This is a genomic window from Halomonas sp. TG39a (assembly GCF_000744395.1).
In the GTDB taxonomy this organism is placed as follows: domain Bacteria; phylum Pseudomonadota; class Gammaproteobacteria; order Pseudomonadales; family Halomonadaceae; genus Vreelandella; species Vreelandella ventosae_B.
Window position 1 is genome coordinate 681,387 of sequence record NZ_JQLV01000001.1, and the last position, 24,431, is coordinate 705,817.

The 24,431-nt window shown below is 54.0% G+C and carries 20 protein-coding genes; 8 read left to right on the plus strand and 12 right to left on the minus strand.

All coding sequences use genetic code 11. From position 1 onward, the window contains the following. Positions 1–124: 124 nt before the first annotated feature. From U738_RS02945 to U738_RS02960, 4 genes are all read left to right on the plus strand, one after another. A complete protein-coding gene (locus U738_RS02945; RefSeq protein WP_035577155.1) occupies positions 125–2,878 on the plus strand; it encodes a nitrate reductase in 2,754 nt (917 codons plus the stop codon). Beyond that, entirely contained in the window at positions 2,838–3,731 is an 894-nt protein-coding gene (cobA, locus tag U738_RS02950; protein ID WP_035577160.1) for a uroporphyrinogen-III C-methyltransferase, read from the plus strand. The genes U738_RS02945 and cobA overlap by 41 nt, the downstream gene beginning before the upstream one ends. Before the next feature lie 32 nt (positions 3,732–3,763). Further along, positions 3,764–4,573, plus strand: a complete 810-nt coding sequence (locus tag U738_RS02955; protein WP_008957727.1) for a formate/nitrite transporter family protein — start codon at positions 3,764–3,766, stop codon at positions 4,571–4,573. Positions 4,574–4,642: 69 nt separating this feature from the next. Then, positions 4,643–6,358 carry a bifunctional protein-serine/threonine kinase/phosphatase gene (locus tag U738_RS02960; RefSeq protein ID WP_035577162.1) on the plus strand — a complete coding sequence of 572 codons (1,716 nt, stop codon included), beginning with the start codon at positions 4,643–4,645 and terminating at the stop codon, positions 6,356–6,358. 21 nt (positions 6,359–6,379) lie between these two features. Here U738_RS02960 and U738_RS02965 read toward each other — a convergent pair whose 3' ends face one another. Continuing rightward, positions 6,380–7,639: an MFS transporter gene (locus tag U738_RS02965; protein ID WP_035577165.1), complete on the minus strand. Its 1,260-nt coding sequence runs from the start codon at positions 7,637–7,639 to the stop codon at positions 6,380–6,382. A 90-nt stretch (positions 7,640–7,729) separates the two neighbouring features. On the opposite strand from U738_RS02965, the gene dkgB reads away from it, so the two are divergent. Beyond that, positions 7,730–8,548: a 2,5-didehydrogluconate reductase DkgB gene (gene dkgB / locus U738_RS02970; RefSeq protein WP_035577167.1), complete on the plus strand. Its 819-nt coding sequence runs from the start codon at positions 7,730–7,732 to the stop codon at positions 8,546–8,548. Between the two features lie 126 nt (positions 8,549–8,674). Next, positions 8,675–8,836, plus strand: a complete 162-nt coding sequence (gene arfA / locus U738_RS22850; protein WP_081899030.1) for an alternative ribosome rescue factor ArfA — start codon at positions 8,675–8,677, stop codon at positions 8,834–8,836. A gap of 107 nt (positions 8,837–8,943) precedes the next feature. Here arfA and U738_RS02975 read toward each other — a convergent pair whose 3' ends face one another. Both U738_RS02975 and U738_RS02980 read right to left on the minus strand, forming a co-directional pair. Continuing rightward, complete coding sequence (locus U738_RS02975) at positions 8,944–9,192, minus strand: hypothetical protein (protein WP_035577169.1); 249 nt, start codon at positions 9,190–9,192, stop codon at positions 8,944–8,946. 309 nt (positions 9,193–9,501) lie between these two features. After that, positions 9,502–10,215, minus strand: a complete 714-nt coding sequence (locus tag U738_RS02980) for a response regulator transcription factor (protein WP_035577172.1) — start codon at positions 10,213–10,215, stop codon at positions 9,502–9,504. A gap of 172 nt (positions 10,216–10,387) precedes the next feature. Here U738_RS02980 and U738_RS02985 point away from each other — a divergent pair, with 172 nt between their 5' ends. Then, positions 10,388–10,903: a molybdopterin-dependent oxidoreductase gene (locus U738_RS02985; protein WP_035577173.1), complete on the plus strand. Its 516-nt coding sequence runs from the start codon at positions 10,388–10,390 to the stop codon at positions 10,901–10,903. 324 nt (positions 10,904–11,227) lie between these two features. Then, on the plus strand, positions 11,228–13,162 hold the full coding sequence (locus U738_RS02990; protein WP_231896746.1) for an ATP-binding protein: 1,935 nt from the start codon (positions 11,228–11,230) through the stop codon (positions 13,160–13,162). On the opposite strand, the gene U738_RS02995 is transcribed toward U738_RS02990, so the two are convergent. The 9 genes from U738_RS02995 to U738_RS03035 all read right to left on the minus strand — a co-directional run bounded on the left by U738_RS02995 (position 13,087) and on the right by U738_RS03035 (position 24,255). Continuing rightward, entirely contained in the window at positions 13,087–14,319 is a 1,233-nt protein-coding gene (locus tag U738_RS02995) for an EAL domain-containing response regulator (RefSeq protein ID WP_051912749.1), read from the minus strand. The two genes, U738_RS02990 and U738_RS02995, sit on opposite strands and share 76 nt — an antisense overlap. A gap of 160 nt (positions 14,320–14,479) precedes the next feature. Continuing rightward, on the minus strand, positions 14,480–16,156 hold the full coding sequence (locus U738_RS03000) for a methyl-accepting chemotaxis protein (RefSeq protein ID WP_035577177.1): 1,677 nt from the start codon (positions 16,154–16,156) through the stop codon (positions 14,480–14,482). Positions 16,157–16,321: 165 nt separating this feature from the next. After that, on the minus strand, positions 16,322–18,166 hold the full coding sequence (locus tag U738_RS03005; RefSeq protein ID WP_035577179.1) for an ABC transporter ATP-binding protein: 1,845 nt from the start codon (positions 18,164–18,166) through the stop codon (positions 16,322–16,324). A 144-nt stretch (positions 18,167–18,310) separates the two neighbouring features. Next, a complete protein-coding gene (locus U738_RS03010; RefSeq protein ID WP_035577181.1) occupies positions 18,311–19,918 on the minus strand; it encodes a gamma-glutamyltransferase family protein in 1,608 nt (535 codons plus the stop codon). Positions 19,919–19,965: 47 nt separating this feature from the next. Then, positions 19,966–21,480: a tripartite tricarboxylate transporter permease gene (locus tag U738_RS03015; protein WP_035577184.1), complete on the minus strand. Its 1,515-nt coding sequence runs from the start codon at positions 21,478–21,480 to the stop codon at positions 19,966–19,968. Between the two features lie 15 nt (positions 21,481–21,495). Then, positions 21,496–21,966, minus strand: coding sequence for a tripartite tricarboxylate transporter TctB family protein (locus tag U738_RS03020; RefSeq protein WP_035577186.1), 471 nt, complete (start codon positions 21,964–21,966; stop codon positions 21,496–21,498). Positions 21,967–22,038: 72 nt separating this feature from the next. Next, the gene (locus U738_RS03025; protein WP_235208628.1) at positions 22,039–23,019 is read right to left on the minus strand and encodes a Bug family tripartite tricarboxylate transporter substrate binding protein; all 981 of its coding nucleotides are present in this window, start codon (positions 23,017–23,019) and stop codon (positions 22,039–22,041) included. 124 nt (positions 23,020–23,143) lie between these two features. Continuing rightward, positions 23,144–23,674, minus strand: coding sequence for a chromate transporter (locus U738_RS03030; RefSeq protein ID WP_035577188.1), 531 nt, complete (start codon positions 23,672–23,674; stop codon positions 23,144–23,146). After that, entirely contained in the window at positions 23,671–24,255 is a 585-nt protein-coding gene (locus U738_RS03035; RefSeq protein WP_035577190.1) for a chromate transporter, read from the minus strand. Before U738_RS03035 ends, U738_RS03030 begins: the two co-directional genes overlap by 4 nt. Positions 24,256–24,431: the final 176 nt, after the last annotated feature.

Consider the following 24,431-nt stretch of genomic DNA (forward strand, 5'->3'; position numbering starts at 1 on the left):
GACGAAGGTGCGCTGCGGCAACGACGTCCAGCCCTCTTCTCTTAATGCGTTTATATAGCGCCTTAGAGAAAGGGACTGGGCGTTTTTTTATGCGTGGCGTTAATTAGCAACCCGAGGAGTAGCTATGACTCAGGCCAAAACGACTTGCCCCTATTGCGGTGTCGGCTGTGGCGTGACGGCAACCATTGAAGCGGGCACGCTAAGCGCTGTCGAGGGCGACCGCGAGCATCCGGCTAACTTCGGGCGGCTGTGTGTCAAAGGGTCTGCGCTACACGAAACCCTGGGCGAACAGGGCCGCCTGACACATCCTCGGGTCGATGGTGTTGAGGTCTCTTGGGACACCGCGCTAAGCACCACCGCCGAACGCTTAAACACCCTGCGCACCGAGCATGGTCATCACAGCGTGGCGGCCTACCTCTCGGGGCAGCTGCTGACTGAAGATTACTACGTCGCCAATAAGCTGTTTAAAGGCTTTTTGGGCACCCCCCATTTGGATACCAACTCGCGGCTGTGCATGGCCTCGGCGGTGGCGGGGTATAAGCGCGCCTTCGGTGCCGATGCGGTGCCGTGCAACTATGAAGATTTGGAAGAGGCAGAGCTGATCGTGCTGGTGGGTTCTAACCTGGCCTGGAATCACCCGGTGCTCTATCAGCGCATTAAAGTCGCTAAAGAGCGCAATCCGCTGATGCGTTTGGTGGTGATCGACCCGCGGGTGACCGACAGCTGCGAAATCGCCGACCTCTACCTGGGGATTAAACCAGGCAGCGATGCTTACCTGTTTAACGGCCTGCTGGCGTGGATGGCAAAGCGGCGCAAGCTCGATACCCTCTACCTTGAGCGCCATACCGAAGGTTTCGACGAGGCCCTGGAAGCCGCGCAACAAACGGCGGGGTCGGTGGCGGAGGTAGCGGCGGCCTGTGATGTTGACGCCGAGCGGCTGGAAACCTTCTATTACTGGTTCGCTAGCCAACTGCATGTGGTCTCACTCTACTCCCAGGGGGTTAATCAATCCGCCAGCGGAACCGATAAGTGCAACGCCATTATTAACTGCCACTTGGCCGGCGGCAAAATCGGCTTGCCGGGGGCAGGGCCGTTCTCTATTACTGGCCAGCCCAACGCCATGGGGGGCCGCGAAGTAGGCGGGTTGGCCAACCAGTTAGCCGCGCATATGGATTACCACACCCCAGGCGCCCTGGATTTGGTCAGCCGCTTCTGGGCTACCGACAGCCTTACACCGATCCTGCCGGAAGAGCCGGGCCATAAAGCCGTAGCGCTGTTTGAAGCCATCGAGCGCGGTGAAATAAAAGTGCTGTGGGTGATGGCCACCAACCCCGCCATTAGTCTGCCCGATGCGGCGCGGGTTCGCGCTGCGTTGGAAAAGTGCCCGCTGGTCATCGTTTCCGAGTGCGCCGCCCACACCGATCTGCTGCCCTACGCGGATATCGTGCTGCCCGCCTCGGGTTGGTCCGAGAAAGACGGCACCGTGACTAACTCTGAGCGGCGTATCTCTCGCCAGAGGGGCATGCTGCCGCCCCCAGGTGAAGCCCGCCACGACTGGTGGATAATGTGTGAGGTGGCGAAACGGTTGGGTTTTGCCGAGGCGTTTAACTACGCTCACCCCTGGGAGATTTTCGACGAGCACGCGCGTCTCTCTGGGTTTGAAAACGGGCTTGAAAACGGGCTTGAAAACAGTATTGATAACAGCACGGTGCCTGGCAGCCCGCAGCGGTTGTTTGATATATCGGGTTTGGTGGGTCTGGGCCAGGATGGCTACGACGCCTTAGCCCCCATTCAATGGCCGGTCACAACGGCCGCACCCCATGGCACTGCTCGACTGTTTGAGCATGGCGAGTTTGCCACCGCCAATGGTCGCGCCAAGCTGCTGGCGATCCATCCCCAAGGGCCTGAACAGGCGCTGAGTGCCGCTTACCCGCTGCGGCTGAACACCGGTCGAATTCGTGATCAGTGGCACACCATGACCCGCACCGCTCGCTCACCGCGGTTAATGAATCACCGCGCCGAACCCTTTATGGACGTGCACCCGGACGATGCCCACACCGCCGGTGTTACCGATCAGGGGTTGGCGGTGCTAACCGCCGAGAAAGGCGAATTTCGCGCCCGGGTACGGGTCTCCAACGCCCAGCGCCGCGGTGAGGTCTTCGTACCCATCCACTGGACTGACTGCTTCACCCAGCAGGCCAGAAGCAGCGCGCTGATCGACAGTATTACCGACCCGCTCTCTGGGCAGCCGGAATCGAAACACGGCGCCGTAGCGTTGGCACCCCTCGCCACTGAGTGGCAGGCGACTCTGCTGGTGGCCGATGGCGTAACGGAATTAACGCCGTGGTGCGCGAACCATTATTGGACGCGGATTCCCATGGCGGGCTGCCAGCGCTGGCAGCTTGCCGATACACAGTCGGTCAATGATTGGTTGGCGCAGATGAAAGCGTGGCTACCTGGGGACGTCTCGGTGGTCAGCCAAGACCCCACTAACGGACGGCTACGCGCTGCCTGCGTGGAAAATGGTCAGTTGCGCTGGTGGCTAATGGTTGGCCCACCCAGTGAGTTGCCAGGGTTGGCGTGGCTGCAAGCGCGCTTTAGCGATGCAGCGCTGAGCGATACTCACCGCCGGCGTCTATTGGCTGGCTGCGACGACGGCGCTGCGGATACCGGCCCGGTTGTGTGCAGTTGCCACCAGGTGGGCCAAACCACCATCGTCAATGCTATCCGAGAGGGCGACACCAGCGTAGAAACGTTGGGCGCTAGGCTCGCCTGCGGCACCCAGTGCGGTAGCTGTATTCCTGAATTGAAATCACTGATTGAAGAGGAGCGGCCCAATGCCCGCACTAAGCAACCCCTTGCTACAGAAGTGGTTTAACGCCTTTATGCGCTTGTCTCACCGCGCGCTAACGCCGTTGGTTCAGCAGGCTGCAGACATACGTTTGCCACTGCGTGGCGAGTGCCGCGCCGGGCAGGTTTACCTGGTCGGCGCGGGCAGCGGCGATGCAGAGCTGTTAACCCTCAAGGCCGCACGCTTACTGATGCAGGCCGACGCCGTCGTGTATGACCGCTTGGTAGGGGATGACGTGCTGGCGCTGATTCCTAACGGCAGCGAGCGCTACTACGTGGGTAAAGCCCGCGGTCACCACAGCGTACCCCAAGCTGAGATCGGTGAGCTGATGGTAAAACTCGCCGGCGAAGGTAAATCGGTGGTGCGCTTGAAAGGTGGCGACCCGGCGGTTTTTGCGCGGATGGGCGAAGAGCTGGATGCCCTGGCCGCCGCCCAGGTGCCCACGGCCATTGTGCCGGGGATCACCGCTGCTTCAGCCGCCGCAGCCTGTATGGGCATTCCGCTCACCGATCGCGGCCATGCGCAGCAGCTGCGCTTTGTGACGGCCCAGCTATGCCGCGAAGATGGCACTCCGGATTGGTCATCGCTAGCGCGTAAGGATGAAACTCTGGTGTTTTATATGGGACTTTCCAAGGTCGACGCGATTTGTCACGGCCTGCGCCAGGCAGGCCTGCCGGATGAGTGGCCGATCATGCTGGTGGCCAATGCCAGTCAGCCCGAGCAGCAGTCGCTGGTGGGGTCGCTTGCAGATATGCCCGAGCAACTCGCCGCCACTCCCTTGCCATCCCCCTGTTTGATTGTAGTGGGCAGCGTTGTGCAGCGAGTCGCCACCACGCCTGCTGTAAAAATCACTGATGTTTGCGCTTCACCTCTCATCTGACCCTGAAACTCACAACAAAGGAAACGCACTCTATGTCCTATTTATTGCCTGCCGAATTTGCCACCAAGATGGTCGATGCTGGCGAAGCCAAGCTGCATATGTCTACCCGCGATGCGCTGATTCGCGCCTTTATGGCGGGAGCCATTTTGGCCATTGCGGCGGTGTTTGCGGTGACCGTGGCGGTGCAAACCGGCTACCCGATTATTGGTGCGATTCTGTTTCCGGTGGGCTTCTCGATACTCTATCTAATGGGCTTTGACCTGCTGACCGGGGTATTTGTGTTAACGCCGCTGGCGTGGCTGGATAAACGGCCTGGGGTGACGATTAATCGTATTCTCAAGCACTGGGGCATTGTGTTTATCGGTAATTTTGGTGGGGCATTAACGGTCGCCTTTCTCATGGCGATTGTGTTCACCTACGGCTTTAGCACCGAACCCAGCGAAGTAGGGCGGGTGATCGGCGAAGTGGGAGAGGGGCGCACCGTCGGTTATAAAGAGTATGGCGCTGGCGGCATGGCGACGATTTTTATTCGCGGCATACTGTGCAACTGGATGGTGTCGCTGGGGGTAGTGGGGGCAATGATCTCAACCACGGTGAGCGGTAAGGTGATTGCCATGTGGATGCCGATTATGCTGTTCTTCGGTATGGGCTTTGAGCACTCGGTGGTCAACATGTTCCTGTTCCCCTCCGGGTTGATGATGGGCGGTAACTTCTCGATTATGGATTACCTGATCTGGAACGAAATTCCGGTAGTGCTGGGTAACTTGATCGGTGGCTTGGCATTAACGGGGCTCACGCTCTACACCACTCACGTGCGTACCGCGCCGCAAAAAGCCCTATGATTTGATAGGTAGCCGTTTGTCATTGACCAAGCCTTCGCTGCGGCGGAGGCTTTTTTTAGGGGAAGCATAATGGCAGCGCTGACCATTTCGCTCGGCCAGCACTCTGATAAAGGGCGCAAGCCAAGCAATCAGGATTTTTATGGCGTTTACCTGCCCACTGAACCTCAGCGTTCTACTAAAGGCATTGCGATAGCCTTGGCGGATGGGATCAGCAGCAGCGAAGTGAGCCGCGAGGCTAGCGAGGCGGCAGTGGGCGGTTTTTTGACGGATTATTACGCTACCCCGGCGACCTGGACGGTCAAAACCTCTGCCCAACGAGTACTGCAGGCCACCAATGCGTGGCTTTACGCCCAAACCCGCCAGAGCCAGTATCGCTACAACCTGGACCGTGGCTATGTGTGTACCCTGAGCGCGATGGTGATTAAGTCCACCACCGCGCACCTTTTCCATGTTGGCGATAGCCGTATCTATCAGCTCTCTGGCAATACGCTGGAGCCGTTAACTGAGGATCACCGCTTCTGGGCCTCGCGGGAAGTCAGCCACTTAAGCCGCGCCATGGGAGCCAGCCAGCATCTGGAGCTGGATTATCGCCCGGTATCGTTAAGTGCCGGTGATGTGTTTTTACTCGCCACTGATGGTGTTTATGAGTGGCTGACCAGTGCCGAAATGGTCGCGCTGATTCATGCCCACTGGGGCGATCTGGACGCGGCGGCCGAGGCACTGATCGCTGCTGCCCTCGATAACGGCAGCGATGACAACCTCACCGTACAGATTGTGCGCATTGATAGCCTGCCTGAACGTCACTCCAATGAGCTTTACGCGCCGTTAGGCGCGTTACCGCAGCCGCCTGAGTTGCGTGAGGGAAGCGAACTGGATGGCTACCGCATTGTGCGCCAGCTGCATGCCAGCAGCCGCAGCCATGTCTTTCTGGCGGAAGAGATAGAGAGTGGTGAAAAAGTCGCGCTAAAAACGCTTTCGACTGAGCTAAGCCAAGATCCGGCAAGCATTGAACGGTTCGTGCGCGAGGAGTGGATTGCCCGGCGTATCAATAATGTGCACGTGCTTAAAGCGCCTGCCCAACAGCGGCCACGCCACTACCTGTATACCGTGCTGGCGTATATCGAAGGGCAAACCCTGACCCAGTGGATGCGCGACCATCCGGATGCCGATTTGGCCAGTGTGCGGCCCCTCGTCGAGCAGATCGCCAAGGGGCTGCGCGCCTTTCATCGCCTGGAAATGCTGCATCAGGATTTACGCCCTGACAACGTTATGATCGACACCCAAGGTACGGTAAAGCTGATCGATTTTGGCGCTGCCAAGGTGGCGGGGATCGCTGAAGAGGGCAGTGCGGCTAGCGACGATATCCTTGGCACCGCCCAGTACACCGCGCCAGAGTACTTTCTGGGCGAAGGGGGCTCGACCCTTTCGGATCAATACTCCCTGGCGGTGATCACTTATCAGATGCTAACCGGCACGCTGCCCTATGGCACCGAGGTGGCTAAAACCCGCACCCAGGCGGCGCAGCATAAGCTTGCCTACCAATCGGCGCTTAGCGAAAACCGTGAACTGCCCGCCTGGGTGGATGAGGTGCTCAAAAAGGCATTACATCCCACTCCCCACAAACGCTTTCCGGCGCTTTCGGAGTTTATCTTCGAGCTACGCTCGCCAAGCCCAGACATGCTGAAGCGCGCCCAGTTACCGCTGCTGGAACGTGATCCGGTGCTGTTCTGGAAAAGTGTATCGCTAGCGCTGGCTATTGTGGTGATTGCTCTGTTAGTGCGTTAATGATGGTGGGATGCAGTGTTATCAGCGCGCATCGTCAAAACGGTCAACCCGGCGCAAGGTTGGGAACAGCTTCATCCAGGCGCCGACCACCGCCAAAGTGCCCACGCCGCCAATAATGGCCGCAGGCACTACGCCAAACCCTGCTGCCATGCTGCCCGCGCGGAACTCGCCTAGCTCATTGCTGGAACCGATAAACAACATGTTGACGGCATTCACGCGGCCGCGCATCTCATCTGGGGTGGCAAGCTGAATCAGCGTCATGCGCACGTAGACGCTAATCATATCGGCGGCGCCCGCCACCAACATGGCTATCAGGGAGAGCCAAAAAATCGTTGAAACGGCGAACACCAGATTGGCAATGCCAAAAATCGCCACTGCCATAAACATTACCCACCCGGCGCGGCGCTGAATGCCGCGGATGCCTAAGTAGAGCCCCATTAGGAGGGCGCCCACCGCAATAGCGCTACGCAGCGCGCCTAACCCTTCCGGCCCAACGTGCAGCACTTCCTGGGCGTAGATAGGCAGTAGCGCCACGACGCCACCCAATAACACGGCAAACAGATCCAACGAAATGGCGCCCAAAATAATCGGCTGATGGCGGATGTAACGAATACCTGCGGTAAAGCGCTTTATGGCAGTGCTTTCCAGTATTTTGGCGGTTTCAGCGTAGCGAATGGGCACCGGGAGCAGCAGCACAAGTGCCGCAATAAAACAGCCTAAGCACACGCCGTAGGCAAGGCTGCCACCGCCTAACCCATACAGAATGCCGCCCAATAACGGGCCGGCGATCACGGCAATTTTCATGATAGAGCTATTCAAGGCAATCGCAGAGGCAAGCTGCGCCCGGGGCACAATATTGGGCAGCAAGCTTTGTAAGGCAGGACCGGTAAAGGCGCGTGCGGCACCAAACAGCGCCAGAACAGCGTAATAGCCGCCCACATTATGACTTTCATTCAGCGAAAGGGTCAGCAGCAGGGCGCTGCATAGCCCTTGCACCATCCAGCTAAGTTGCAAAATACGTTTGCGCGAGAAGCGATCAACGAAATCCCCTGCAGGTAGCAGCAATAGCACCATTGGCAGGAACTGCGCCAAACCCACATAGGCCAGTGCCATCGGGTCCCTGGTGATATCGTAAACCTGCCAAGCCACTACAATGGCCTGAATCTGCATGGCAAATACCGCGGCTAATCGCGACAGCAAAAAACTTAAAAAGCCTGATTGGCGGTGAAGCGGGAGTAAGGGCGCTTCGTCGCTGGCGGATGTTTCGTTAGCGAAGGTCATGGCGTCATCATGGTAAGAGTTTCAATAGCAAAGGGTTGAAGTGGTGCCGTAGCCACCCCATGTTAGTTAACACGCTATCAATAGAAAAGGATGTTAATGATGCAAAATGTGATGCCTAACCCCGGTTTTGGTACGTTTCGCCTGGAAGGCGATACGCTCAAACAGAGTATTCACGCGGCGCTTGAGGCCGGGTATCGCCACATCGACACGGCGCAGTTTTACGGTAACGAAACCGGTGTGGGTGAAGCAATTCGCGATAGCAGCATCCCGCGCAGCGATATTTTCCTAACCACCAAGGTGTGGTTCGATAAGCTAGAGCCCGCCACGCTGAAAGCCAGCGTGGACGAAAGTCTGCAGAAATTGGGCACTGATTATGTCGACTTGCTGTTAATCCACTGGCCGTCCCCTAAGGACGAAGTGCCAATGGTCGATTACCTGACGGCGCTTAAAGAAGTGAAAGCCGAGGGTAAGGCGCGCAACATTGGTATTTCCAACTTTACCTGCGCACAGGTGGACGAAGCGGTCAGCATTCTGGGCAAAGGTGAAATTCTCACCAACCAGATCGAGGTTCATCCTTTCTTACAGAACCGTAAACTGGTTGCTCACTGCGAGCAGCACGGTATTCAGATCACTGCGTTTATGCCACTGGCCGTGGGCAAAGTAATGGACGACCCGACCCTTAAGCAGATCGCCGAGGCGCATAACGTCACGCCCGCGCAAATTACCCTTGCTTGGGTAAAACAGCGCAATATGATTACCATTCCATCTTCCACTAAGGCGCGTAATATTCAAAGCAACATCGCCGCCTTTGATTTAGTCTTGAGCGAAAGCGAAATGGCTGAAATCGCCAAGCTGGATCGTAAAGAGCGTATTGCCAACCCGGAAATTGCGCCTGCCTGGGATGAGTAAGGGGAATGCATTACCAAGGCTTGAAACGCTAAACGATGGACGCTAATAGATGAACTTCAATTGATAGTGTGTGTCGTAGTGGATGCCTGCCAAGCAGGCATCTTTAAAAAAAGAACGGAGAAAACGATGAAACAGCGCAAGATAAAAGACAACGCTTTAAAAGCGCAGCTGCGGACGCCAATGTTTAAAATGCAGCAGCAAACCCCGAAAAAAGGTAAGGGCAGTTACTCTCGTAAAGGCCGGGTTACCGAGAAAGGAGTCAAGCAGGGATATAGCCAAGCCGCTTGAGCTTGCTTGTTTAAGCTAAGCCGTTTGAAATAAGCGATTTGGCTATATCTCTGTTATACCCTGAAACGATCGAACGCCCCGGCCACGTCCTGTGACCGGGGCGTTGGCTATGCCAAACTACTCCCGCAATGTGGACATTTTTCGTAGGCATCGCGGGTTTCAGCCTGATGGCGCTGGTTGCGTTGGCTTGGCTCCTCTACACCATGAATGGATACCAGTTGGCCCTGTTCCCAGCGTAAGCCGATATCTTTTAACAGGTGCGGATCGTGAAAGCGTGGGTCTTCATAAAAACGCCGCTGAGTGCGCGAGTGCTTTAACGCGTTGAGTAGCTTGCGAGTCATTGTTGCGATTGCCATGGGGTAGGTCTCCTGGGTTAGGAGGCCGGGCAACATCGCGATCAGGGAGTATCAAAGGTAACGATAAATCACATGGCCGCGACACCTGCCGCGGCCAATTTTCTCACTACATATCTGGCGCGCGACAACAATAAGTTGATACCGCATTATTAATAATGCGATACAGCTTATTCATTCGTGTCGCGGGGATTTGCCAGCGCATAATGAGGTTCTCTGAAAAGTCTTACTTTGAAAATCTGGTTAATAAAAAGAGCTACCTTTTTAAAGGCAGCCCTTATCTTTTAACCGATGTTTATGGGAGCGTCAAGTCTAATTAGCCACTTGTTCTATGTTGGTGGTTTGGCAGGTCTCCATGCGATACCCCGACTGGTAAACGCTGCGCAGACGCAGGCCATGACGACCATCCAACTCTAACTTTCGGCGTAGGCGGCTTACGTGGGTATCCACGGTGCGCGTCGAAACGTCCCCTTTGATGCCCCATACCAGCTCTAGCAAGTGCGCGCGGGTAATTAACTCACCAATTTTTGAGAAGAAGAGTGCAGCTAACCGATACTCACGTTCGGTTAAATCCACGGCGTTACCGGCCACGCTGATGTAATGCTCCTCGGTATGCAGGGTAAAGGTGTCGGGGCAGGTCAGCGCTGGGCGCGGTGTGGCATACCCTGAGCGCCTACCTAGTGCGCTTACTCTGGCAATAAGCTCACTGGGGCGAAGGGGTTTAGCGAGAAAGTCATCTGCGCCCTGTTCGAGTGCTTTCACGACGTCGTCTTCACCCTGACTGGCGGTAATAAACAGGATTGGCCCGCGCCAGCTGTCGTGTTGGCGCAGATGGGCAACAACATCCATACCGTCGCTGTCAGGGAGACGCCAATCGATAATCAGCAAATCAAAACTGTGTTGTTGTGTCGCGCGACGAAGCTCGCTAGCGCGAGTAAATAAAGAAACCTGGTGGCCTACCGTTAGTAAGCACTGCTCAATAAAGGCCTGCTGGTCGAGATCATCTTCAAGTACGCCAATATGCATAATGGTGATTTCCCTTATTGTCGTCTTATAAACGTCACACGCGTAGACGTGGAAAACTCATGCATAAAGTTTAGTTGATAATGATGCGTTGACACAAAGGTTTACAGTTCGCTCGCAGACGGCCGATATATACTCCTTGCACTTTCAATCGCTAATACTGAGGTGCAGCTTCATGCGTCGTTCTTTGGTTCTTAAATTTAGGACTTTTATCGTCGCGTTGAGCATTGCTCTGCCGTCGACTCATGCTATAGCCCTGGAAGCACCTGAAGGCCCGGTAATGTTAGTGGTGAGTGGTAAGGTTGGTCAGCCAAATGTGGGTGATGAAGCCCATTTTGATAAAGCGATGCTAGAGGCATTGGGGCAGCACGAAACGGTTACCCGTACGCCCTGGCACGATGGCTTGATGCGCTTCTCTGGCCCATTGGGGCGAGCTATCTTGGAAGCCGCCGGTGCCGAGGGGGCGAATGTTCGCGTAATAGCGTTGAATGAATACGCGGCGACAGTACCTCTCAGTGATTTTGAGCATTACGATGTCATTCTAGCCATGCAGGCAAACGGAGAAGTATTGCGAATTCGTGATCAGGGGCCACTATTTGTTATTTACCCCTTTGACAAGCATCCCGAGCTTCTAAATGAGGAGATATTCTCGCGCTCTGTGTGGCAGGTGGCGAGAATTGACATTGAATAATATAACCGAGTAGCTGTCATGCTGGCCTTTTTTAAGTTCTATTTTTCCCGTAGTACGAGGGTCGCTACATTCTCGGCGATCCTTTTTTTTCTTTCTGCGCTTACTACCGGTGGGGTTATTTATAACCGTCAGCATGAGCTGGAGAATCGGTTGCTCGAAAACTTATTATGGGCCGGGTATCAGTTTGATCGAGAGGTGCGCGAATTACGCCTATCGCTATTCGAAACGAGTACTGGGAAAGCTACGGTTGATGACGTGTTGCTGCGTTATGAAATCCTCTTCAGCCGACAGTCACTTTTTTTTCAAGGTGAAATAGGAAAAATCGTGGCGAAACTTGAAAATATTGAGGAGATCATTCGACAAACTCAAATCCGCATTTTAGAGATGGAAACCCTACTCGAAACGCTATGGGACAACCCTACCAATTTAAATAGCGCTTTAACGGCTACCCTCCTGCAGGAAGCGGGTGAGCTACAGCGGCTCACCGGTACCATTTTGGTCGAAACCAACGCCCATGTCTCCCATATGCATAGTGAGGAACACCGCACATTGACGCGCCTCTACGGATTGGTGCTGTTGCTTATTGTCCTGTTAATGTTGTCAGGCGGTATGCTGGTTCGCGCGCTGATTCTGGAACGTCGCTCAAGTGATCGCAAGGCTCAAGCGTTAGAAGCCAAGAGCCAAGAGTTAAATGAGGCTGCCAAGCAAGCAGAGAAAGCAAGTCTCGCAAAATCTGAGTTTATGGCCGTAATGAGTCATGAGATCCGTACCCCGTTGAATGGTGTAGTGGGTATGGCGGATTTGTTAAGCGAAGAGGTGAAAACACCCAACGCGGCGACGTATTTAGCCGCGCTAAAGCGCAGTGCGGAGAATTTGCGTGCGGTGATTAACGATATTCTTGATTACACCAAAATTGAGTCTGGACGTCTTGATCTGGACTGTCAGCCGTTTGACCTCCATCAGTGCATCGACCAGCTATGTGAAAGCTACACGCTGCGCGAGCCGAAGGCGAAGGTCACCTTTAGTTATACTATCGATCCTTTGCTACCGCGTTATGTGATGGGCGACATCGCACGGCTGCGTCAAGTCATCATGAACTTAATCAATAATGCGTTGAAGTTCACAGAAGAGGGCTTCGTTAAATGCCAAGTAAAGCCACTTGGAGACGACAATATCCTCGTCGAAGTTCACGATACCGGTTGTGGTATCGCTGACACGGATCATGCACAGCTGTTCTCGGCATTCTCCCAAGTGGATACCTCCATGGCGCGTAGGCATGAAGGTACAGGGCTTGGGCTGGCGATCTGTAAGCGCTTGGTCGAAGCCATGGGGGGGGAGATCGGGGTTAACAGCCAGCATGGGCTTGGCAGTCGGTTTTGGTTCTCCGTTAGCATGCCGGAAACCGAACTACTGACAGCTTACCAAGCCGGTGATAGCCAGCTCGCACTCACTGCTAAGCAGCATATTTTAGTGGTGGAGGATAACCCACTAAACCAAACGGTAGCACGGGTGATGCTGGAACGCCTTGGCCAGCAGGTGACCATCGCAGAGAACGGCTTGGAAGCACTTGACCAGCTTAAAGTAGACCATGGCAGGGTCGATTTGGTCTTAATGGATATGCAGATGCCTAAGCTGGATGGAACCGAAACCACCCAACGGTGGCGCGATTACGAAACCGTGCATCAGTTACCCCGGCTGCCGATTGTAGCGATGACTGCCAATGTGATGCCTGAGCACCGCGAACGCTGTATGCAAAGCGGTATGGACGATATGATCCATAAGCCCTTTACTCGGGATGAGCTGTACTTGGTGATCTGCCGCTATCTCTCTAATGCCGAAACCTTAGCGGCTGATAGCGTTCACGTTCACTCGTCTAATAGCTCCAAATCACTGGGTGACACCGCCGGCGCCGTTCAGGTGCTCGATAAGCGCCTTTGTGAAGAGCTGAAAAGCACCTTTGAGCCAAGAGCGCTGGAGGCACTGCTGACGACATTTTTAACGCGGCTTGGTGAGCGTAGTGCCCGTCTTAACGCCTACTGGCAATCAGAGGATCGTCCAGCCTTGTGCCAAGAGGCTCACTCACTCAAGGGTGCTGCGTCTTCGCTCGGCTGTGCGGCGATTGCTGAACAAGCCAGCCAATTGGAGCAAGCGGCTTCAGACGCCCCGTTCAGCGAATTGGCTGTCTATCTGGAGCGTTTAGTGGCGCTGCATACCTCTACACAGCAAGCGTTGCAGCGGGCAAACATGCTCTCTTCTTGAGTCATCACGTCGGGCAGTGAACGTTCACACATCCAGGCATTAAAGGCAGCGGCGGTTAAAGGGCGAGAGAGAAAGTAACCTTGCCCAACCGGACACCCCGCTTCAGCGAGAAGAGCATGCTGCGCCGCTGTTTCTATACCTTCAGCGACCACGGTCAGTCCCAGTCGTTTGCCTAAGTCGATAATCGACGCTGTTATCACCAGTGCTTCTTTGTCCTGGTCGATCAGTGACACAAAGCTACGATCAATTTTGAGTTCGCTGAAAGGCAATCGATAGAGCTGAGTTAACGACGAGTGACCGGTGCCAAAATCATCTAACGCCAGTTGGCAACCGCGTTGCCGCAATGCTTTAAGCACATAGTTTGCGTAGCCCAAACACTCAACGCCGGCTGTTTCAGTGAGCTCCAGGGTAATCTTGCTAAGCACCGCATGGTGGCGTTGGGTAAGCTGATCAAACGCTTCCAGTACGCCTTCTGCTTGAATAAAGGCTGCTGGTATATTAATCGAGATGTTCAAGTGCCAGCCTTGCGCTTGCCACTGGGCTTGTTGCTGTAAGGCAAGCTCGATCACGTACCAGGTGAGTGAAACCATCTGGTCACTCTGCTCGGCCAAGGGAATAAAGCTATCGGGGTACAGTACCCCGCGTTGGGGATCTTGCCAGCGTACCAGTGCTTCGGCCCCGATAACGTGGTTGTTTTGAAGGTCTATTTGGGGCTGATAGGCGAGAAACAGCTGGTTGTCCTGGATAGCCCTCGCCAATTCATCGCTTGTGGGGGCTTTGGGAGCTTTTTTTAATAGCTCAAGGAATGATGCTAGATCCGTGAATAGCTTGTCCTTAGCTAGAAAACCGAGCATGTGAAAACCCATTGTCTTACCCGCTGTAATCGCCAGCGCGGCGGTTTCTTGTGAACAACTGCTAATAAATAGGATTGACGCCTTTATACGCAAATCGTACAGGTAGTCGAGTATATCTAGGCCCGTAAACTCGCCCAATCCGAAATCAAGTAAAATAAGCTCCGCATTGAGTAGCGCAGGCTGGCGCACTAACTCTCCAAGGCTACCTGCCGTTAGTACCTCATAGCCGTGTTGACTGAGCAGTGTCTTGCCGAGCAGTCGAACATCCGGATCATCATCAATAATTAACGCATTCGACAGCATAGAGGTTCCTTTGATGACCCTTACTATTGGCTATTGGCTATTGGCTATTGGCTATTGGTTATCGCGTGGCGCGGTGGCTGGAAAAGCGCATGCCTTGAAAGCAAATGGTTAAACCCCTAGGGCCTTATCAAGACCCTAGGGAGAGAGAAGCCGAGAATACTTAGAAGGACTCCCACTCGGGTGGCTGGGTGCTCACCAAACGACGCGGAGCGGCAGGCGTAGTCGAGGGCTTATTAACCATTGAGGAAGGCGCTATTTTGCCAAAAAGGGCTTGTTCATCGCTATTACTGAGTTTGAAGGCGCCCACTAGAGTGCTCAACCGGTTCGCTTGATCACTGAGTTCAGCGGCGGCAGCGCTGGTCTCTTCAACCATGGAGGCATTGTGCTGGGTCATGCTGTCCAGCTCATTGACCGCGTCGTTGACTTGGCCTATACCCACGCTCTGCTCTTTAGCACCGGCACTAATTTCAGCAATCACGTCAGCCACACGTTCGATGCTTTTTACCATCTCCTGCATGGTGTTGCCGGTTTGCTTAACTTGGTCGACGCCGGATTTTGTGCGGCTTAACGACGTATTGATCAGCGTAGCTATACTCTTTGAGGCATCACTGGAACGGCTGGCCAATATACGTACTTCCTGAGCCACCACTGCAAAGCCCCGACCGTGTTCCCCGGCTCGTGCGGCTTCTACAGACGCATTCAGCGCCAGGATGTTGGTTTGAAACGCGATACTATCAATCAGGCTAACGATATTGCTGATTTCAGCTGAAGAGTCGTTAATGGTATCCATGGTCTGCTCGACGCTATGCATGGAGTGTAAGCCCTGTTGTGCGAGCTCCTTGGTTGAAAGTGCTAGTTGATCAGCTTGTTGGGCAGAGTCAGAGGCGTTGTTAACCACCGCTGCAATTTCTTCCATAGAAGCAGAGGTTTGCTGTAAATTCGCAGCGGCTTGTTCAGTGCGTGCCGAAAGTTCCTGGCTGCCTTTGGCAATTTCCGTTGAGGCATGCTGGAGGCTAACTGTACTGTTGCTAACTGACTGTAGCGTATCGTCAATGCGCTTAATAAAGCCATTAAACTGCTGAGCGAGTTCACCAATTTCATCGCGACGTTGGCTCTCAATACGGGCAGTTAAATCACCATCACCCTCGGTGATTTCTTTGATACGTCTACTAATTTGGCGAATAGCCCGGGACATCATTAATGGGCCTAGTAGAGCAATAAGCGTCGCTGCAATAAAGATGATTAATGCAACGATAATAGTGGATGTTTGCTGAACTTGGATTCTATCAACTACCGCTGCTTCCGCTTGATAAGTGGCTGTCTCAATATTTATTCCCGATACATCATATATATCACGTAGTGCATTAAAGTCGTCTAATGATGAACCAGAAAGCATCGTTAATGCTGCTGCGGTATTGCCGTTTTGGTGCAGCTCAAAAACACGCGTTGCCTCTTGTTTCCAATCGTTATACAGCGTTTCAAAGTTAGCTAGTTGCGTGGTTAACTCAGGATAGTTCTGCATCAGTTCGGCATAGAGGCCCATGCGTTCATAAGCCTGCTGAGCATTCTCTTCAAAGTCGGCAATAAGCGCAGATGCTCGCTCGGAGCTGGGGTCGGATAGCAGATATTCGATCTCAGCAACGCGTGCTTGATAAAGGTCTCGGTCGCCGTTGAGTGTGGCTGAAGTGGCCGGAATATAGTTGGTGATAAATGTATCTAAACGCTTCTTGACCATATTAACCAGCAGTGCATCGGCAACCACAATAACCAATAGTGCTAACGCAACGCTAATAAAGGCAAGAGCATACTTAACTTTTATCTGATGAAGACGGTTCATATGTGCCACTCCTGTAGTGTCAAACCATGAGAGCACATTACCCTTAAAGTATTAGAAAGGTCGATAGCTTTGTAACGCTTGTGACTTTTGTTCACGTTCCACGTTTTAATTAGCGGTGTAACGATTTAAACATGATTGTAATAAGAATTGTTTATGTTTAAGTGTTTATTTATAACCTGCCGCTTGTAGTTGAAATAGTTTCGCATAATGGCCAGCCGTGGCCAGGAGTTCTTCATGGGTGCCGCGTTCAATAATATGTCCTTGATCAATAACCAGAATGAGATCAGCACTGCGTACTGTGGAAAAACGGTGGGAGATCAATATCGCCATCTTATCGCGACTATGCTCGCGAAAGCGGGCGAATATCTCGGCTTCTGCGGCCGCATCCATGGCGGCGGTGGGTTCATCCAGCACCAAGATGTCAGCGTTTTCGCGCATATAAGCCCTTGAGAGGGCAATTTTTTGCCACTGGCCGCCGGAGAGCTCCTGACCATTTTTAAACCAGCGGCCTAGCTGCGTTTGGTAGCCGCTGGCCATGCGGGTAATAAACTCATCGGCCATACCGTGTTGGGCGGCGCGTTGCCAGCGCTGTTCGTCGTTAAAGGCGTGGGTATCGCCAACGCCCAGGTTTTCGCCCACCTGTAGTTGATAACGCACAAAATCTTGAAAGATCACGCCGGTGCGCTCACGCAGTGCTTGAGTGCTCCACTCCCGTAGGTCGCTGCCATCTAACAGAATCCGCCCCTGGGTAGGGTGATAGAGACGTGTTAGCAGTTTGATAAGGGTAGTCTTGCCTGAGCCGTTTTCGCCGACTAAAGCCAAGCTTTGACCAGGGCATAGATGCAGCGAGATATCGTGAAGAACATCGGCACCGCCGGGGTAGGAGAAGCTAACATGTTCGAAACGGAGTCCGTCGCCGGGCAGTGTACCCTGGGTGAGCGTACCGTCCCCGCCCTCCACCGGCTGCTCCAGATACTCATAAAGATTGGAGAGGTAGAGGTTATCTTCGTACATACCACTAATGGCCGTCAGGCTGGCGGAGAGCGCTGCTTGACCCTGTTTAAAAACCATTAGGTACATGGTCATTTGACCCAGGGTAAGCGCTCCGGCAATCGTTTCAATCACTACCCAAGCGTAAGCAGCGTAGAAGGTTAAGGTGCCCAGCAAACCGAGTAGAAACCCCCAGCTTTCACGGCGTAACGTTAAGCGGCGGTCTTCGGCAAATAGCTGGGTAAAGATATCTCGATAGCGTTTGAGAAATAGCCTTTCAAGGCCAAACAGTTTGACCTCTTTAATGCTGTCTTCCCTTGCCAGCACCGTTTCTAAATAGATCTGCATACGGGTTTGCGGTGAGCGCCAGCGGAACAACCGAAAGGCATCGCCCGAAAATTTGGCTTCCGAGATAAATACTGGCAGGGCGCCTGCCACCAAGATCAGCAGCGCCCAAGGGGAAAACTGCACTAGCAGCACCCCGAAGCTGCCTAGTGAGATAGCGTTTTGCAGCAGTCCAAAGGTTTTATTCACCAGGGCAAGGGGGCGCGTAGAGGCTTCACGGCGTGCGCGCGTGAGTTGGTCGTAAAGCTCTGAATCCTCAAATTGGCTAAGTGACAGCTGGCCGGCTTTCTCCAGAATCATCACATTGACCTTCTGCCCCAGTAGCGCGCGCAACAAAGACTGCTGGGCCGAAAGGCCGCGCTGGGCAAGGGCGATGAGCGCAATAATAACGGCTTCAATACCCACTAGTTTTAGCACTGGCGTAATGGACACCAGCAGGTTGGGGTCAGTGGCTGCTTGGTGAGCCTCCATCGCGCTCACCACCCCGTCTACAATTAACTGGCCCACCCAGGCGGCCACGGCAGGCAGAACCCCGGCGACCAGGGTACACAGCGCTAAGCCCAGCATCATCCAGCGGGAGGTTTCCCAGACCAAGCCCAGGGCACGGCGACTATAGCGAAAGACGCCAAAAAAACCGCTCACAGGCGAAGAAGAGGTAGTTTCAGAAGGAGGCATAAAATGACGGGCGATTACCTAGCATAAGGGAACTGCCATGATGCGGGGATTGAGTAAGGATAGCTAGATAACAACCGCCGGTTGCCTTCAACGGCAACGCGGCGGATAACGTTTAGTGGGGCAGGATCTTGCCAGATAAACGACTTACCAAGGCAATACTGCCCCATCGGTGCGCGGCTCGGTGCCACCTTGCAGTACACCTGTATCAGGGGCGCGCAGAATGATTTGGCCACGGCCAAAACTGATGGAATCAGCAACTTTGACGATGTCGTGGCCGCGGCGGGCCAGCGCCAGGGCTAAGTGGTTGGGGAAGTCGGCTTCGACTTCAATGGTTTTGCCTTTGGTCCACTTCCAGCGTGGCATATCGAGCGCTGCCTGAGGGTTGAGCTGATCTTCAAGCATGGCCGTGACTACCTGCACATGACCCTGGGGCTGCATATAGCCGCCCATCACACCAAAAGGCCCAACGGCTTGATTATCTTTGGTGATAAAGCCTGGAATGATGGTGTGATAAGTGCGTTTGCCTGGCGCCAAGGCATTAGGATGCTGCGGATCAAGCGAGAACGACCAGCCACGGTTTTGCAGGCTGATGCCAGTGCCGGGCACTACCATGCCCGAACCAAAGCCTTTAAAGTTGCTTTGAATGAATGACACCATATTGCCTTCATCATCTGCGGTTGCCAGGTAAACGGTGCCCCCCTTGATTGGGTTGCCGTGTACGGGGTCAACGGCCTGCTCGTTGATCAGTGAGGCACGAGATTTTAAGTACTCATCGTCAAGCATCTGCGCAATGCTTGGGCGCATGGCGTCGAGATCGGTAATGTGGGCAAAGCCATCGACATAGGCCAGTTTGGTAGCTTCAATACGACGGTGCAGGATTTCGACCTGATCGCCTCCCGCTTCGCCCAGGTGCTCCAGCATCCCCAATGCTTGTAGTGCAATCATGCCGCTGCCATTGGGTGGGATTTCCCAAATGTCGTGGCCTTTGTAGCGCACGCTAATCGGGTCAACCCACTCTGGCTGATAAGCGGCCAGGTCTTCTTTGCGTAACAAGCCGCCATGCTCCCTGGAAAAAGCGTCAATGGCCTCGGCCAACTCGCCCTCGTAAAAGGCTTTGGCGTGGGTATCAGCAATCGCTTTTAGGCTTTTTGCATGGCCTTCAGATCGCCATAGATCGCCTGCTTCCGGTGCTCGTCCTTCGGGGGCGAAAGTATCAAACCAGGGTTTGAAGGCAGTCTCGTCGTAAGCCGAGTAGGTGTTGAAAGCTTCTTTCCACATCTGATGAATCACGGGAGATACCGGGAAGCCCTCATCGGCCAATGCAATCGCAGGCGCTAACAACGTTGCAAACGGCAGCTTACCGAAGCGCTCAGACAGCGCCGCCCAGGCAGCCGGGGCGCCAGGCACTGTGACAGGCAGCATGCCGTGATTAGGAATAGCGTCGTGGCCAAGTGCTTTAAGTGCTTCAATAGTGGCTGCTTGTGGGGCAGGGCCGCTGGCGTTGAGGCCATGTAGCTTGCCGTCGACCCAGACAATGGCAAAGGCGTCGCTGCCGATTCCATTAGAGGTCGGTTCAACCACGGTTAATGCAGCTGCCGTAGCAATGGCAGCGTCAATCGCATTGCCGCCTTGCTGCAATATGCTAATGCCCACCTGGGCGGCTAGCGGTTGTGAGGTCGCCACCATGCCACGCTTACCGAAGGTTGCCATTCGGCGCGAGGCGCTGGGGTAGTAGAGTGCGTCTTGTTGCATAACAGTTTCCTATTAAAAGAATGTTGTTGACTAAACTTATTTACGCATCAAATGTTCTCTTGCTGACTGGCGCTCTTTAAGCGCTGAATTTTACGATCTTGATAGAGCGAAAATAGAATAGAAGCGACAGCTAATGCTAAGAAAAGCGCAGAGAGAGGCCGAGTTAAGAACGTTAACCAGCTTTCATTAAGTTCTAAGGCCCGGAATAGTTGGCGCTCAAGATTGTCGCCAAGCACTACGCCAAGTATCAGCGGGGTGAGCGGTACTTCCGCCTTCCAGAGCAGGTAGCCGATGATTCCGAAAATGAATAGCACCCAGATATCAAACAGGTTGTTATTCAAGGCGTAGGCGCCAATGGCACACAGCATTAGCACCACGGGGACGAGGATCTGTTGGGGGATCAGCGATATTTTGGCAAACCAGCGCACCAGCAGTAGGTTGCAAAGTACCATGACAACCGCGCCAATCAGCAGGCTGGCATAAATGGCGCCGACCAATACCGGATTTTGTTCAAACATCATTGGCCCTGGCGTAATGCCATGCAGAATCAGTACCCCCATCATGATCGCCATAGGCAAATCGCCGGGTATCCCCAGCGCCAGTGTGGGCACAAAAGCGCCACCCGCCACCGCGCTATTTGAGGCTTCAGATGCCACGATGCCACTCGGGGTGCCGGTGCCAAACTCTTCAGGATGTCGAGAGAATTTCTTAGCCTGGTCGTAACTCAAGAAGTTCGCCACGGTGCCACCCGTGCCAGGTAGCGCGCCCACCAAGCTGCCAATTAAAGAAGAACGCAGCGTATTGAGCTTTTGCCCCGCCATATCTTTGAGTATTTGGCCGTAGGGAATCGTTACATTGGTATCGATTTTTTGGGCACCGCTCTTCTCATCTTTTAGCTTTTCGATATTGCCCAGTAGTTGTGAGAACGCAAAAATACCAATCATCACCGGTAGGATTTCAAACCCTGAACCTAGTGCGGGTAGGCCAAAATCAAAGCGCAGATTGCTGTTGCGGTCATAGCCCACAGTAGTGATTAAAAGCCCTAAAGCCGCGGCCATCAGGCCTTTGAGTAGTGCACCGCTGGAGAGCCCCGCCACAAGCGTTAGGGCGAACACAATCAGTGCGGTGATCTCCCACGGACGAAAGTTCATGCTAAAGCTGGCAATCAGCGGCCCGAAAAAGACGAGCACCGCCACGCTGATCAAGGTGCCTAAAAACGAAGCTGCAACACCAATCCCCAATGCACGGCCAGGCTCGCCTTTCTGCGCCATGGGGTAGCCATCATAAACAGTAGTGATGGAGGAGGGAGTGCCGGGGATGCCGAGCATTACGCCCGATACAATTCCTCCTGAGTAGCCGCCCACAAACACACCGACCATCAACGAGACCCCACTCACCGGATCCATCGCAAAAGTGAAAGGGAAGACCACCAGGATGGCCATGGTGACGGTGAAACCAGGAATGCTGCCGCCAATAATCCCAAACAGCACTCCGATAACGATCAGGCCCAAAACCGATGGCGTGCCGACCTCCGCGAGCGCCTGGAGGAAAAAGTTAGTCATTATTTACTCCACAGGTTAAGGCAGCCATACATTCAGGCCGAAGCGGAAAACCACAAAAATCACCAGCGTCAGGGTGAAACTGAGAGTGAGATTAATGATCCACTTGCGTCGTGTATTGGTGCCCATCAACAGGGCAAGAGAGGCGACTAAGAAACCTATCGTGGCCGCGATATAACCCACTAAGGGGAGTAACGCGGCATAAAGTCCAAACAGTAGGAATAGCGCGACTATAGTGCGTCGGCTCTTAAACCAATCTGTGAGAAGCTGTTTTGCGCCCGCACGCTCAGGCACTTTTACTAATAATGAGCGCACCAAAATCATTAACGACAGCCCCCCGATCACTACCAATAAAATGCGTGGGAACAGCGCCGACCCATAGGGCTGCCAACTGGTAGGAGGCGCAATGCTGCCTGATTCCATCCACATGACGGCCACAATCAAGAGCAGTACCAGCGCCAAGGCGCGGTCTTTCGTTAGTGTAAGCATTAGCGATGCCTCCGGATGGCTCTAGCCCAAGTAGCTAGCCCAAGTAGCTACGAGGGCTAGAGGGATGCGTCCTCAGTTCTGGAAATCGATGTTTTCGGCAGCAGCAGAGAGGGCCGCTTCGTTGTCATCCAAGAACGCTTGATAATCATCACCCGCTAGAAATCTCACCACAGAGCCAAATTCATTCTCGATACGGCTTTGTACCTCTTCATTCTCAAGAGCCTGCTCGTATGCATCAGCGATGGTGTCGAGAACTTCTTGAGGTGTGCCTTTGGGAGCAAAAATACCACGGCTAGTGGAGTGATCCATCTCAATGCCTTGTTCGCGCAGGGTGGCCACATCCGGCATGCTATCGAGACGCTCCGGATGAGCGATGCCTAGAGCGCGGAAGGTGCCGTCCTCAAAGAACGCGCCGCCCGAGGGAAGGTTGAACATTGCGAAATCAACCTCCTCCGCCATTAGAGCCGATACCTGCTCTCCGGTATCTGGGTAACCCACTAAGCGTACATCTGCCATATCGATGCCCGTTTCCTGGAAGAACTGCGCCCAGAAGAAGTGGTCAGTGGAGCTGGGGATCATGCTGAAACGCACTTGGCCTGGGTTTTCGCGAACAAAGTCAGCTATTTCGTCGGCGCTCTGCACAGGATGATTGGCATGGGCGGTGGGAATATTGATGGTTTGGGTGAGCAGTGCGATGGGTTCGAAGGCATCAAATGAGTAGTCGACGGTGCCCGCTAGTTTTGAAAGCGCAATGGTGTCGTGGCTGCCCAGCAGCGTGTAGCCGTCGGGGTCAGCATCTTTTACGTTACGTGACCCTAATGTTGCCCCTGCACCCGCCATATTGACCGGAACGATGGACTCTCCAAGGCTCTTTTCGGCTTCCTGAGAAATCAGCCGGAAGAGTATGTCAGTTGCTCCCCCCGGGCCGTACGGGATGATCAAGCGTACATCCTGCTCAGGATAGTCAGCTTGTACCGTGGTGGTGAACGCCATACTAGACGCAAGTCCGATGGCAGCTAATGTAGTGCTTAGAGTAAATGTTGAACGCGTCATTCTTATACACCTTTATAGATTAGGGTTGGTGTTGTGGGATGCCGCCTTTACTGCGGCGACGTTGTGAGCGCGTGGTCCCGTTGTCGGGTTCTTGTTGTCTTGCAAAAGCACCTGCAAGTGGGTGTTAGCCGAGAAGTAAGGCTCCATAAACCAGGGCGCCCATGACCACAAAGGCGGGATGTGTTTTGAAGCGAATCAGTGCAATAGCCGCCACTACACCAATAACCAGCGTGTGGATAGCACCGCTGTTGTCGAGGCTTTCGAGCAGAAACCCCAAGGTCAGCCAGGCCATCATCATGGCGATAACTGGGCGAACCCACTGGCTCATGCGCTTAACGCGGGGTGAGTCACGGTGGCGGTACAGCAGCCCCAGTGCGCCTAGCATCAAGAGCAATGTGGGGATCACGGTGGCGGCCACGGCGATGAAAGCGCCACCAGCCCCGGCTACTTCATAGCCCACATAGCCTGCCATTTTGGTGGCGATGGGGCTGGGTAGCGCATTGCCTAAGGCTAATGTTTCAGCAAAGGCCTGGGACGTCATCCAGCCATAGCGGCCCACCACCTCGGCCTCAATCAGTGGGATAATCGCTGGGCCACCGCCGTAACCAATAATGTTAGGGATAAAAAACGCTAAAAAGAGATCCCAATAAATCATGCGCGCCCCTCCGCTTTTTTAGTTCCCGAAGGTTTAGTGCCTGAGGGGCGTAGCAGGGCGGCAACGAGAATGGCGCCAATCACCCAGCCAGGGTGAATACCAAGCCAGTAAATTAGCCCAGCGGCCACGATTGCCATTATGGCGCTTGCCAGCCAGCCTAAGGCAGCCTGGGATTTATCAAAAAAATCCCACGTGAGCTGTGCCATCATAACCATGACCACGGGCACGACCGCTTGGCCCATACCGCGAATCCATGCCACATCGCGGTAGCGGCTGAAAATGCCTAACATAACAATCATCGCCACGATCATTGGCACGATGATGGCAATAACGGCGGCGATACAGCCGATTACGCCGCCTACGCGGTAGCCAATGTAGCCGGGCATTTTGGTCGCAATAGGGCCGGGTAAGGTATTGCCAATCGCCAGCACATCGGCAAACTCTTCATCAGTAAGCCAGTGGTGGCGGGTGACGACTTCGGCGCGCACTAAAGGAATCATGGCTGGACCGCCGCCGAAACCAAAAATGCCGATACGGAAAAAGGCCCAGAACAGTTGCCAGGTAACGGCGGGTGGTTTCATGGACGCATATCCCGTAAAGCCGATGAGGAGATTAAAAGCATACCCGAGCCTTATTTATCGTTTGTAGATTAAAAAATCGATTATCTTGTCTAAAATAGAATATAGGTAGTGCTCGATCCGACGTCAACAGTGGATACGGAATGGACAGCGGGAGCTGAGATGCATAAAGGACATCG